General features: G+C 71.0%; 10 protein-coding genes. 4 read left to right on the top strand and 6 right to left on the bottom strand.

Annotation, left to right across the window (positions count from 1 at the left end; all coding sequences use genetic code 11):
• Window positions 1-114 precede the first annotated feature (114 nt).
• The 4 genes from IE226_RS35015 to IE226_RS35000 all read left to right on the top strand — a co-directional run bounded on the left by IE226_RS35015 (window position 115) and on the right by IE226_RS35000 (window position 4,037).
• Window positions 115-1,125 (top strand): aldo/keto reductase, encoded by a 1,011-nt coding sequence (locus IE226_RS35015; protein WP_190085506.1) that lies wholly within the window; start codon window positions 115-117, stop codon window positions 1,123-1,125.
• Window positions 1,126-1,174: 49 nt separating this feature from the next.
• A complete protein-coding gene (locus tag IE226_RS35010) occupies window positions 1,175-1,591 on the top strand; it encodes an SRPBCC family protein (protein ID WP_190085505.1) in 417 nt (138 codons plus the stop codon).
• Between the two features lie 115 nt (window positions 1,592-1,706).
• Window positions 1,707-2,501, top strand: coding sequence for an SDR family NAD(P)-dependent oxidoreductase (locus IE226_RS35005; protein WP_190085504.1), 795 nt, complete (start codon window positions 1,707-1,709; stop codon window positions 2,499-2,501).
• Between the two features lie 12 nt (window positions 2,502-2,513).
• Window positions 2,514-4,037, top strand: coding sequence for an FGGY-family carbohydrate kinase (locus IE226_RS35000; RefSeq protein WP_190085503.1), 1,524 nt, complete (start codon window positions 2,514-2,516; stop codon window positions 4,035-4,037).
• Window positions 4,038-4,047: 10 nt separating this feature from the next.
• Here the strand turns inward: IE226_RS35000 and IE226_RS34995 are convergent, their stop codons facing one another.
• The 6 genes from IE226_RS34995 to IE226_RS34975 all read right to left on the bottom strand — a co-directional run.
• Entirely contained in the window at window positions 4,048-4,917 is an 870-nt protein-coding gene (locus IE226_RS34995; RefSeq protein ID WP_190085502.1) for a glycoside hydrolase family 16 protein, read from the bottom strand.
• Window positions 4,918-5,161: 244 nt separating this feature from the next.
• Window positions 5,162-7,510: an ATP-binding cassette domain-containing protein gene (locus IE226_RS34990; RefSeq protein ID WP_190085501.1), complete on the bottom strand. Its 2,349-nt coding sequence runs from the start codon at window positions 7,508-7,510 to the stop codon at window positions 5,162-5,164.
• A 39-nt stretch (window positions 7,511-7,549) separates the two neighbouring features.
• On the bottom strand, window positions 7,550-8,551 hold the full coding sequence (locus tag IE226_RS34985) for an LLM class flavin-dependent oxidoreductase (RefSeq protein WP_190085500.1): 1,002 nt from the start codon (window positions 8,549-8,551) through the stop codon (window positions 7,550-7,552).
• Window positions 8,552-8,660: 109 nt separating this feature from the next.
• Window positions 8,661-10,913 carry a 1,4-alpha-glucan branching enzyme gene (gene glgB / locus IE226_RS34980; RefSeq protein WP_229871729.1) on the bottom strand — a complete coding sequence of 751 codons (2,253 nt, stop codon included), beginning with the start codon at window positions 10,911-10,913 and terminating at the stop codon, window positions 8,661-8,663.
• Between the two features lie 4 nt (window positions 10,914-10,917).
• Window positions 10,918-12,258, bottom strand: a complete 1,341-nt coding sequence (locus tag IE226_RS44350) for a maltokinase N-terminal cap-like domain-containing protein (RefSeq protein WP_229871728.1) — start codon at window positions 12,256-12,258, stop codon at window positions 10,918-10,920.
• 14 nt (window positions 12,259-12,272) lie between these two features.
• Window positions 12,273-12,469, bottom strand: a 197-nt coding sequence (locus IE226_RS34975; protein ID WP_190085498.1) for an alpha-glucosidase C-terminal domain-containing protein, incomplete at its 5' end; no start/stop codon positions are given.

The raw sequence follows: 12,469 nt of genomic DNA, 5'->3' as shown, positions 1-12,469 counted from the left end.
CCAAGCGAGTCTTGGACAGTCTCAAGCATCGATCCTAACCTCGAAACCGCACGGCAGACGGATCACCCGGTCACCACCGGAACCGTCAGAAATCCACCATCGCGAGGACCCCCCATGAGCATCACGTCCCTCCTCCCCGGAGCGCTCGGCTTCGGCACCGCCCCGCTCGGCAACATGTTCCGCGCCATCCCCGACGAGGAGGCCGCCGCCACCGTCGAGGCGGCCTGGGACCAGGGCATCCGCTACTTCGACACCGCCCCCTTCTACGGCGCGGGACTCTCCGAGATCCGGCTCGGCGACGTCCTCGCGGGCCACCCCCGCGACGAGTACGTCCTGAGCACCAAGGTCGGCCGCGTCATCCTGGACGAGGTCGAGGACCCCGCCGCACGCGACCTCGGCGAGAAGGGCGGCCTCTTCGAGCACGGCCGCCCCAACAAGATCGTCAACGACTACACGGCCGACGCCACGCTCAGGTCCATCGAGGACAGCCTCAAGCGGCTCAGGACGGACCGGCTCGACATCGTGTGGGTGCATGATGTCGCCCAGGACTTCTACGGCGACGAATGGCTGGCCGCCTATGAGCAGGCTCGTACGGGCGCCTTCCGCACCCTGGACCGGCTGCGCGACGAGGGTGTCATCAAGGCATGGGGCCTCGGCGTCAACCGCGTGGAGCCGCTCGAACTCGCCCTCGACCTGGACGAGCCGAAGCCCGACGCCTTCCTCCTCGCCGGCCGCTACACCCTCCTGGACCACGACCGCGCCCTCCAGCGCCTGCTCCCGGCCGCCGAGGCCCGGAACGTCGACATCGTCGTGGGCGGGCCCTACAGCTCGGGCATCCTCGCGGGCGGCACGCACTTCGAGTACCAGCAGGCGCCCGCGGAGATCATCGACAGGGTCGAGCGCATCAAGGCACTCGCCGAGCGGCACGGCGTCGGCATCAAGGCCGCCGCCCTGCAGTTCTCCCTCGCCCACCCGGCGACGGCGGCGGCGATCCCCGGAGCCACCAGGCCCGGCCGCATCGCCGAGGACGTCGCCGCCCTCGGCGAGAGGGTCCCCGCCGCCTTCTGGGCCGACCTGCGCGCACAGAAGCTGATCGCCGCCGACGCGCCGGTGCCGGCCGTCTGACCGTCAACCCCCCACTCCCGCACACCCGTACGCCCCGCAAGGAGAGACCGTGGCTTCCACCTCCGTGTCCATCGAGATCCCCGTACCGGCCGACCGTGTCTGGCAGCTCATCGGCGGCTTCGACTCGCTGCCCGACTGGCTTCCGTTCATCCCCGTCAGCGAATCCAGCGAGGGCGGGCGCGTGCGCAGCCTCAAAAGCGCGGACGGCGGCGTCATCGTCGAGCGCCTCCTGACCTTCGACGAGAAGGCGCGCACCTACAGCTACTCCATTCTTCGAGCCCCGTTCCCCGCCACCGACTACGTGGCCACCCTCACCGTGCACGAGGTGCCGGGACAGGACGCCTCCCGCGTGGAGTGGTCCGGCGTCTTCACGCCGGTGGGCGTCAGCGACGACGAGGTCATCGCCCTCTTCCACGGCATCTTCAGCGACGGCCTCGCCGCCCTGAAGCAGACACTCGCCGTCTGAACGGGCGCCGGGTACTCAGTCGTACTCGCCCCCGGAGTGATCTACTGGACCGGGGGACACGGCGGGGCCACGCACGCGGCCCCGCCCCGTCGAACCACAGCAGGAGGTACGCAGCATGCTCGTCGATCTCTCCGGCAAGACCGCACTCGTCACCGGGTCGACGCAGGGAATCGGGGCGGCCATCGCGGTCGGCCTCGCCAAGGCCGGCGCCCGGGTGGCCGTCAACGGACGGTCAGCGGCCTCCGTCGACAAGGCCATCGACCGGCTGAAGGGCGAGCACGCCGCCGCCGAGTTCTTCGCGGCTCCCGGTGACATCTCCACCGACGAAGGCGCCGAGCAGGTGTTCACGGCCGTCCCCCGCACGGACATCCTCGTCAACAACCTCGGCGTCTTCGGCGCCGCACCGGCCCTGGACATCAGCGACGACGAATGGCGCCGCTACTTCGAGGTCAACGTCCTCACCGCCGTCCGCATGATCCGGCACTACCTGCCGGGGATGAAGGACCGCTCCTGGGGACGCGTCCAGAACATCGCCAGCGACTCGGCGCTCGTCACCCCCGCCGAGATGATCCACTACGGCACGTCGAAGACCGCGCTGCTCGCCGTCTCCCGGGGCTTCGCCAAGGAGGCCGCCGGGACGGGCGTGACCGTCAACTCCGTGATCGCGGGCCCCACGCACACCGGCGGCGTGGAGGACTTCGTGTACGAGCTGGTCGACCCGGAGCTGCCCTGGGAGGAGGCGCAGCGGGAGTTCATGGTCAAGCACCGCCCGCAGTCCCTGATCCAGCGGCTCATCGAGCCGGAGGAGATCGCCCACATGGTGGTCTATCTCAGCTCCCCGCTGGCCTCCGCCACGACGGGCGGCGCACTGCGGGTCGACGGCGGTTACGTGGACGCGATCGTCCCGTAGCATTCCGTGGCCATGACCTCCGCCACCGCGCCGCCCCGCAACGGTCTCGTGTCCCGCAGCGGTCTCCTGCTCGGCGTCGACATCGGGACGTCCTCCTCCAAGGGCGTCCTGGTCCGCCCCGACGGCACACTCGTAGCCTCGGCGCAGCGCGCGCACACGACGTCCACGCCGCAGCCTGGCTGGTTCGAGCACGACGCCGAGTCCGTGTGGTGGGCCGATTTCCGTTCCCTGGCACGGGAGTTGCTCGCCGCCCTTCCCGCGGGCGATGCGCTCGCCGCGGTCGGCGTCAGCGGCATCGGGCCCTGCCTGCTCCCCGTCGACGAGAAGGGCACGCCGGTCCGCCCGGCCATCCTGTACGGCGTCGACACGCGGGCCGGTGCCGAGATCGCCGAGCAGAACGAGCGCTACGGCCCCGATGAGATCATCCGCCGCTGCGGTTCACCCCTCACCAGTCAGGCCATCGGCCCGAAGCTCGCCTGGCTGCGCCGCCACGAACCGGACGCCTACCGCGCCACCCGCCGCTGGTACATGGCCAGTTCGTACCTCGTACACCGCCTCACCGGACGCTATATCCTGGACCACCACTCGGCGAGCCAGTGCACCCCGCTGTACGACCTGGCGGCCCGCACCTGGATGCAGGAGCGCTGCGAGGAGATCGCGCCGGGCCTGCGGTGGCCCGAGCTGGTCTGGCCGTCGGAGGTCGTCGGCGCCGTCAGCCGGGAGGCCGAGGCGCTCACCGGCCTCCCGGCGGGCACTCCCGTCGTCGCGGGGACGGTGGACGCCTGGGCGGAGGCGGCCGGTGTCGGCGTCGCGGCTCCCGGTGACCTCATGCTCATGTACGGCACGACGATGTTCCTGGTGGGCATCGTGCCGGAGCCGCTGACCAGCCCCCGGCTGTGGGGCACGGCGGGCGCGTTCCCGGGCACCTACTGCCTGGCCGCGGGGATGGCGACGTCGGGTGCGGTCACCGGCTGGCTGCGTGACCTCACCGGCACTTCGTACGAGCAACTGACCGCGGAGGCCGCCGCGTTGCCGCCCGGCGCCGAGGGCCTGCTGATGCTGCCGTACTTCGCGGGGGAGCGCACCCCGCTCTTCGACCCCGACGCGCGGGGGCTGGTGCACGGCCTGACGCTGCGGCACGGCCGCGGCCACCTCTACCGCGCGGCCCTGGAGGCCACCGCGTACGGCGTCCGGCACAATCTCGCCGCCATGACCGAGGCGGGCGCCGCCGCCGAACGCCTGGTCGCGGTCGGCGGTGGCGCGCGTGCGCTGTGGACCCGGATCGTCTCCGACGTGACCGGGCGCGAGCAGCACCTGCCGCGGCACACCATCGGCGCCGCGTACGGCGACGCGTTCCTCGCTGCGGTCGGCGCCGGGCTCGCCGAGCCGGGCGACATCGCGCACTGGAACCCGACGGTCGAGGTGGTCGCCCCGGAGGCGACCGCCTCGACCGTCTATGACCGCCTCTACGGGCTCTACCTGGATCTGTATCCGGCGACCCGCGAGGCCGCGCACGCGCTGGCGCGCCTCAACTAGCGCGTACCGCCTAGTCGTTGGTGGTGACGTGGACGTAGTCGACGACGAGCTGCTGCGGGAAGCTCGTGTTGCCGTCCGGGTCACCCGGCCAGTAGCCGCCGACCGCGAGGTTGAGGATCAGGAAGAACGGCTTGTCGAAGACCCACTGCTTGCCGCCGAGGTCGGCCGGGGTGCGGGTCTGGTAGACGTTGCCGTCCACGGACCAGGTGACCTTGTTCGGTGACCAGTCCACCGCGAAGGTGTGGAACTTGTCCGAGAACGCCTCGCCGCCGGGCAGGGTGTAGCCCGCGCCGATGCCGCCCGAGCCCGAGTAGCCGGGACCGTGCAGCGTGCCGTGGACGGTGCCGGGTTCGAAACCGACGTTCTCCATGATGTCGATCTCGCCGCTCTGGGGCCATCCGACGCTGCCGATGTCGGCGCCGAGCATCCAGAACGCGGGCCACATGCCCTGCCCCTTCGGCACCTTCATGCGGGCCTCGACATGGCCGTACGTCTGCGTGAACTTGCCCGAGGTGTTGAGCCGGGCCGAGGTGTACTCACACTTGCCGTACCAGCACTGGTAGTTCTCGGGGTTCTCCTTGCGGGCGGTGATGACCAGGTTGCCCTGGCCGTCGAGCGCCGCGTTCTTGTTGCCCGAGGTGTAGAACTGCCGCTCGTGGTTGTTGACGTTGTCGCCGGTCTCGATCTGCCACTTGCCGCCGTCGACCGCCGACCCCGCGGGTCCGTCGAAGTCGTCGGTGAAGGTGGCCGCCGCCGCGGCGGGGGTGGGGGAGGGGGCCGCCGAGGCTCCGGAGGGAAGTCCGGCCAGGGTCGAGGCACAGCAGGCCAGGGCGACGGTGGAGAGCGCCGCACGGCGGCGCCAAGAGGTGTGCACTGTCATCACATCGCTTCACGTGGGGGTGGCGAGAGAGTGGGGGGTGCGTAGTGCTGGGGCGTACGGACGGGTTGTCAAGCCATGCGCATGACAACTCGACGTCGGGAACTGAACGCGGCGGGTGATCAATCCCGCCGCTTTGTTCAGTACTTGATTTAAGGCAGACTCCGCTGCGCCGTCAAGGAGTTGGTGCGTACCAACCTCACCGAAGCCTCAACGGGCCACCTCACCGCAACCCCAACGGGTCACCTCAGCGGCCCCCGGCCGCCGTCGCCCGCGCCAGATACGGCGCCGTCCGGCTCCCCTCGGCCTGCGCCACCGCCCCCGGCGGCCCGGAGGCGACCACACGACCTCCCTCGCCACCCCCGCCCGGTCCCATGTCGATCACCCAGTCCGCACCGGCCACCACCGCCATGTCGTGCTCGACGACCACCACCGAGTGGCCCGCGTCGACCAGTCCGTGCAGCTGACGCATCAGGACCTCCACGTCGGCCGGGTGAAGCCCCGTCGTCGGCTCGTCCAGGAGGTAGAGCGTGTGACCGCGCCGGACCCGCTGCAACTCGCTCGCCAGCTTGATCCGCTGGGCCTCGCCGCCCGAGAGCTCCGTCGCCGGCTGCCCGAGCCGCAGATAGCCGAGCCCCACGTCGAGGAGCGTCCGCAGGCTGCGGGCCACGGCCGGGGTGTCCGCGAAGAACTCCGCGGCTGCCTCCACTGTCAGGTCCAGCACCTGCGCGATGTTCAGTCCGTGGTACGCCACTTCGAGGGTCCCGGGGTTGTAGCGCGCGCCCCCGCAGTCGGGGCACGGCGCGTACGTACTCGGCAGGAAGAGCAGCTCCACGCTCACGAACCCCTCGCCCTGGCAGGTCTCGCACCGCCCGCCCGCCACGTTGAAGGAGAAGCGACCGACGCCGTAACCCCGCTCCCGTGCCGCGTCCGTGGCCGCGAAGACCTTGCGCACGACGTCGAAGAGACCGGTGTAGGTGGCCAGATTGGAACGCGGTGTGCGGCCGATCGGCTTCTGGTCGACGCACACCAGACGCCCCACGCCCTCAAGATCCTCGGTGACCTCGCCGATGAGCGTGGACTTGCCCGACCCCGAGACACCCGTGACCGCGGTGAAGGCGCCGAGCGGGAACTCGGCCGTCACGTCGCGCAGGTTGTGCCGGCTCACGGGGCCGACCTTCAGCCAGCCGCGCGGGGTACGAACCTCGCGTACGGGCGAGGGCTCGCGGTCGAAGAGGAAGCGGGCCGTCGCGGACCGCGCGACGCTCTCCAGGTCCGCCACCGGGCCGCTGTGCAGCACCTGACCGCCGTGCTCGCCGGCGTCCGGGCCCACGTCGACGAGCCAGTCCGCGTGCCGCATGACATCGAGATGGTGCTCCACGACGAAGACCGAGTTGCCCGCGGCCTTGAGCCGGTCGAGGACGGTGAGCAGGGACTCGGTGTCCGCCGGGTGCAGACCCGCCGACGGCTCGTCCAGGACGTACACGACGCCGAAGAGCCCGGAACGCAACTGGGTGGCCAGGCGCAGGCGTTGCAGTTCGCCGGCGGAGAGGGTGGGCGTGGCGCGGTCCGGGCTCAGATAGCCGAGGCCGAGTTCGGTGATGGTGGCGATGCGGGCCAGGAGGTCGTCGGTCAGGACGCGGGCCGCCTCGGAGCCCGTGCCGCTCTCCAAGGCCTTGGCCAGCTCGGACAGGGGCAGCGCGGCGAGGTCGGCGATCGTGCGGCCCGCGAACGTGACCGCCATCGCCTCCGGGCGCAGCCTGCTGCCGCCGCACGCCGGGCAGTCGGCGCTCGCCAGGAACCGCTCGGCCCTGGCGCGCAGGGTCTGGCTCTTGGAGTCCGCGAACGTCTTCATCACATAGCGCCGTGCGCTCATGTACGTGCCCTGGTAGGGGCGTTGGATGCGGTCCGCGTCCCGCACCGGGTGCACCGTCACCACCGGCTGCTCGTCCGTGAACAGGATCCAGTCCCGGTCCGCCTGCGGCAGTTCGCGCCAGGGCCGGTCGACGTCGTGGCCGAGCGCGTCGAGTACGTCGCGCAGGTTCTTGCCCTGCCACGCGCCGGGCCAGGCCGCGATCGCGCCCTCACGGATGGAGAGGGCCGGATCGGGGACCAGGAGTTCCTCGCTCGTACGGTGCACGCGGCCCAGGCCATGGCACTCGGGGCAGGCCCCGGCGGCCGTGTTCGGCGAGAAGGCGTCCGAGTCGAGGCGCTCGGCCCCCTCGGGATAGGTCCCGGCGCGGGAGAACAGCATGCGCAACGAGTTCGAGAGGTTCGTGACCGTGCCCACCGAGGAGCGGGACGTCGGCGCCGAGCGTCGCTGCTGGAGCGAGACCGCCGGCGGCAGCCCGGTGATCTCGCCGACCTTCGGCGCACCCACCTGATGGATCAGACGCCTGGCGTACGGGGCGACGGACTCGAAGTAGCGGCGCTGGGCCTCCGCGTAGATCGTCCCGAAGGCGAGGGACGACTTCCCCGAGCCGGATACGCCGGTGAAGACCGCGAGCACGTCACGCGGCACGTCCACGTCGACGTTCCGCAGATTGTGCTCGCGGGCGCCCCGGACACGTACGAACGGATCATGGGGGCTGTGCATGGGAACTCCGTGAGCGGCTCGGGGGCAAACCCCACGATTCTAGGTCGTGGCCAGACCCGCGACCCGGGACAGCCGCCGGAAGGAGTCCAGGAGGCCCTCGCGGTCGTACGTACTGGTCGTGACCAGCACTTCCTGCGCCCCGCTCTCCTTGATCAGCGTTTCGAGGTCGGCGGCCACCTGCTCCTCCGTGCCGTGGATGTGGCCGAGGAGACCGGACTCGTAGAAGCCGCGCTCCTTCTCGGTCATCTTCGTCGCCGAGGACTCGATGCGCTCGGCCGGAGGCAGCGGCGGGAACGTGCCGTGGGTGCGCGAATAGGCCATCGACCAGGCTTCCGGTATCAGCAGACGGCGGGCCTCCTCGCGGGTCCCGGCGACGGCGATGGTGCCCGAGACGACGACGTACGGCTCGCTCGACCACTCCGAGGGCCTGAACGAGGCGCGGTACTGGTCGATGCCGCGGAGCATCTTCTCGCGGCTCCTGATGTCGCCGATGACCATCGGGAGGCCGGCCCGCGCCGCGATGGTCGCCCCCTCGCCGATGGCCAGGACGAACGGCGGTACGGTCAGGCCCTCCGCGGGCCGGGCATGCGCTCCGGTGTCCGACGTGCCGCGGAACCAGCCCAGGAGCTCGGTGAGCTGCGCCGCGAAGTCGTCGGCGTCGTGCTTGTCCCGGCCAAGAGCCTTGCGCACCCCGTCGGTGAAGCCCACGGAGCGGCCGAGTCCCATGTCGATGCGGCCGGGGTAGAGCGCTTCGAGGACCCCGAACTGCTCGGCGACGACGAGGGGCTGGTGGTTGGGCAGCATCACGCCGCCGGTGCCGACCCGGATGGTGCGCGTCGCGGCGGCCACGGCGGCGGCGAGGACGGTCGGCGCGGAACCCGCGACGCCAGGCACCGCGTGATGTTCGGACACCCAGAAACGGTGGTAGCCGAGCTTTTCGAGCTCCCGGGCCAGACGCACGGTGTCGCGCAGGGCCTCGGGCCCGTCGTGCCCCTCGCGGGTGCGGGAGCGGTCGAGGACGGAGAACCGGGTGGCTTCCACACGAGACCCCTTTGCCTGACTCAGCTCGCCTGACGTGGCTCCTCTGTCGTGTCAATGATCCGCGAGGCCCGCGGGCCGGGCAAGGTGTTTTTGATCTCCATGGCCCCCCTCACGCCGGAGACAGCCACAGCGTGGCCAGCGGCGGGAGCGTCAGATGCAGGCGGGCGGGAAACGCTCCGAAAGCCTCGGCGACCGGTTGCAGCGGGTCGGGGTTGCGTACGTCGCTGCCGCCGTAGTGGGCCGCGTCGGTGTTCAGGGTCTCGCGCCAGGCGCCGGCCGTCCGCGGCACTCCGAGCGCGTAGTCGTGGCGGACCACGGGGGAGAAGTTGCTGACGGCCAGGACGGGAGTTCCGTCGGCCGCGTACCGCAGGAACGCCACCACATTGTCCCCGGCCGCGTCCGCCTCGACCCAGGCGAAACCGCCGGGGTCCGCGTCCCGCTCCCACAGGGCGGGGTCGGACCGGTAGCGGTGGTTGAGGTCGCGCACGAGCCGCTGCACGCCGGCATGGTCTGGCTGCGCGGAGTAGGCCTCGTCCAGCAGCCACCAGTCCATGCCGTGTTCCTGCGACCACTCGGCGCCCTGCGCGAACTCCTGGCCCATGAACAGGAGTTTCTTGCCGGGATGGGCCCACATGAAGCCCAGGTAGGCGCGGTGGTTGGCGCGCTGCTGCCACCAGTCGCCGGGCATCTTCGACACCAACGCGCGCTTCCCGTGCACGACCTCGTCGTGCGAGATCGGCAGGAGGTAGTTCTCGCTGTACGCGTAGACCATGGCGAACGTCAGGTCGTTGTGGTGGTACTGCCGGTGCACCGGTTCGTGCTGGATGTACTCCAGGGAATCGTGCATCCAGCCCATGTTCCACTTCAGACCGAAGCCCAGGCCCCCGAAGCCGCCGGGGCCTCCGGTGTGATGGGTGGCCCGCGTGACGCCGTCCCACGCGGTCGACTCCTCGGCGATGGTGACGACCCCCGGGTTCCGGCGGTAGACCGTCGCGTTCATCTCCTGCAGGAACGACACCGCGTCCAGGTTCTCCCGGCCGCCGTGCTCGTTGGGCGCCCACTGGCCCTCGTCGCGCGAGTAGTCGAGGTAGAGCATCGAGGCCACCGCGTCCACCCGCAGGCCGTCCACATGGAACTCCTCGCACCAGTAACTCGCGTTGGCGACAAGGAAGTTACGTACCTCGCGGCGGCCGAAGTCGAAGGTGAGAGTGCCCCAGTCGGGGTGCTCGGCACGCCGGAAGTCCTGCGGCTCGTACAGCGGCCTTCCGTCGAACTCCGCGAGCGCCCAGTCGTCCTTGGGGAAGTGGGCCGCCACCCAGTCCACGATCACGCCGATGCCCGCCTGGTGCAGCGTGTCGACCAGGTACCGGAAGTCGTCCGGCGTGCCCATGCGGGAGGTCGGCGCGTAGAGCCCGGTCGCCTGATAACCCCACGAGCCGCCGAAGGGATGCTCGGCCACCGGCAGGAACTCCACGTGCGTGAAGCCCGCGTCGGCCACGTACCCCGTCAGCTCCTCGGCGAGCTGCCGGTAGGTCAGCCCCTCCCGCCAGGACTGCAGATGCACCTCGTACACCGAGAAGGGGGATTCGACCACGGGGCGCTCGGCCCGGCGGGCCATCCACGCCGCGTCCGCCCACACATGGCTGGAGCGCGTTACCACCGACGCGGTCGCGGGCGGCACCTCGGCCCGGCGGGCCATCGGATCCGCGCGCACGGTGTGTGTCCCGTCGGGCCGTGTGATGTCGAACTTGTAGAGGTCTCCCTCGCCCACACCGGGGATGAACAGCTCCCATACGCCGGCCGAGCCGAGCGAGCGCATCGGGTGGGCCGTTCCGTCCCAGCGGCAGAAGTCCCCGCACACCCGCACCCCCCTGGCGTTGGGCGCCCACACCGTGAAACGGGTACCGGCGACGCCCTGGTGGGTCATCGTGTGCGCGCCGAGAGCCGTCCACAGCTCCTCGTGCCTGCCCTCGCCGATCAAGTGCAGGTCGAGTTCGCCCAGGGCGGGCAGAAAGCGGTAGGGGTCCTGGAGCACGACGTCCTGGCCGTCGTAGGAGATCCGCAGTTCGTACTCGGGAATGGAGTCGAGCGGCAGCACACAGGAGAAGAAGCCGTCCGCCAGGTCGTCCATTTCCGTGGCACGCCCGTCGAGGACGAGACTCACCCCGCGGGCGTACGGGCGCAGGACCGTGAAGGCCACGCCGCCGGTCACCGGGTGCGCCCCCAGCAGGGAGTGCGGGTCATGGTGCGTGCCCGCGAGCAGGCGTCCGCGGCCCTCCGCATCGAGTTCCGGCGCCTTGGCGACGAGGGGCGTGTGCGGGGCGGCCGCGCGAGCGGGCGCGGTTGCGTCGGCGGTGACCATGGATTCAGATCCCTTTCGCGAGGCGGTCGATCGCGGCCATGGGGACGGGCAGCCAGTCCGGGCGGTGCCTGGCCTCGTACAGCGCTTCGTACACCGCGCGGTCCGTCTCGTAGGCCCGCAGGAGCGCGCCCTGCTTTCGCGGGTCCCACGCCGACTCGGAGGCGTATCCCGCGCAGTAGGCCTCCCGGCAGCGCTGGGCCCACTGGGGCTGCCACGGACGCCTGGCATGAGCCGCGTACTCGAAGGAGCGGAGCATGCCCGCGATGTCGCGCACGGGGGCCTGGGTCCGCCTGCGTTCGGCGATCGGGCGGGACGGTTCGCCCTCGAAGTCGATGACGTACCACCGGTGTCCGGCCCACAGGACCTGCCCGAGATGCAGGTCCCCGTGGATCCGCTGGTCGGGCTGGCCCGGCACACGTGCCCCGACGACGCCGTACGCGGCTCTCAGCTGGGCCATGTACGGCACGAGGGCCGGCACCTGACGGGCGGTGGCCTCCAGGCGCGTGATCATCGCTGACGCGAGCCGACGGCCCCCCTGCCGGTCCGGGAGGCCGGGCGCGAACACCTCGGCCAGTGCCAGGTGCACCTCGGCGGTGGCCCGTCCCAGTTCGTAGGACTCGTCGGTGAAGTCGTCGCCCGTCGCGAGGGCCTGGAGAGCCATCGTCCAGCCGTCCGTGGCGTCGCGCAGGAACGGCTGGAGTACGCCGAGCGTCGTTCCGCGCGGTTCGGCGGTCCAGAACCAGGCGACGGGAGCGGGCACCCGGGCGCAGCCTTCGAGGCCGAGGGCCCGGGGGACCTCCAGGTCGGGGTTGGTGCCGTACTGGATGCGTCGGAAGATCTTCAGGATGAACAGATCCCCGTACACCAGTGAGGTGTTGGACTGCTCTCCGTCCAGGACGCGGGGGGTGAGCCCCGGGGGCACCTCGGTCTGTCCGTCGCGTTCGAAGCGCAGCGGGCCCGCCGCGCCCGGCGTGCGGAGGCGTTCGAGGAGCAGTGCGGCCGACCGGGGGTCGTGGAGAGCGTCGTAGACGGTGAGGCCCTGGAGGGGGCCCGCGTCGGCACGGCCGATGACGGCGTGCTGGAGATGGGGCGGCGGGTCCTCCTCCACGCCGAGGAGCAGTTGATAGCAGCCGTCGCGTTCCCCGGTGTGCCGGGAGCGGATCAGCAGGTGCAGGCAGCCCGGTTGCAGCTCGGTCATCGACACCACGGCCAGCTCCGTGATGGGCAGGCCCTTGCCCGCGAACCACCGCTGCCGGGGCAGCCACTCCTGGAGCACACCGTCGAGCGAGGTGAGCAGCGTCGTGGGGCTGAGGTCGCCGCGCGACTGCGTAGCGGTCTCCAACATCGCGTCACATCCCTTCAGAGGTGCACGTCGGGTTCCGCCGGGCGGCGCGGGTGCAGCTCCTTGTGCAGCCGGAACCAGTAGAAGCCGTGTCCGGCCAGGGTGAGCAGGTAGGGCAGTTCGCCGATGGCGGGAAAGCGCACCGCGCCGGTCAGCTCGACCGGGTGGCGGCCGTTGAAGGTCTGCAGGTCGAGTTCGGTGGGCTGGGCGAAGC

Source organism: Streptomyces longisporoflavus (assembly GCF_014649775.1).
In the GTDB taxonomy this organism is placed as follows: domain Bacteria; phylum Actinomycetota; class Actinomycetes; order Streptomycetales; family Streptomycetaceae; genus Streptomyces; species Streptomyces longisporoflavus.
The sequence above is the reverse complement of the archived record's forward strand: the minus strand, read 5'-3'. Positions and strand labels throughout refer to the sequence as shown.

What these genes read in the sequence shown, in the direction of transcription:
- IE226_RS44350 (WP_229871728.1), bottom strand. Translation starts at nt 12,258, where the DNA reads ATGTTGGAGACCGCTACGCAGTCGCGCGGCGACCTCAGCCCCACGACG.
- IE226_RS35005 (WP_190085504.1), top strand. Translation starts at nt 1,707, where the DNA reads ATGCTCGTCGATCTCTCCGGCAAGACCGCACTCGTCACCGGGTCGACG.
- IE226_RS34990 (WP_190085501.1), bottom strand. Translation starts at nt 7,510, where the DNA reads ATGCACAGCCCCCATGATCCGTTCGTACGTGTCCGGGGCGCCCGCGAG.
- IE226_RS35015 (WP_190085506.1), top strand. Translation starts at nt 115, where the DNA reads ATGAGCATCACGTCCCTCCTCCCCGGAGCGCTCGGCTTCGGCACCGCC.
- glgB (WP_229871729.1), bottom strand. Translation starts at nt 10,913, where the DNA reads ATGGTCACCGCCGACGCAACCGCGCCCGCTCGCGCGGCCGCCCCGCAC.
- IE226_RS34995 (WP_190085502.1), bottom strand. Translation starts at nt 4,917, where the DNA reads ATGACAGTGCACACCTCTTGGCGCCGCCGTGCGGCGCTCTCCACCGTC.
- IE226_RS35000 (WP_190085503.1), top strand. Translation starts at nt 2,514, where the DNA reads ATGACCTCCGCCACCGCGCCGCCCCGCAACGGTCTCGTGTCCCGCAGC.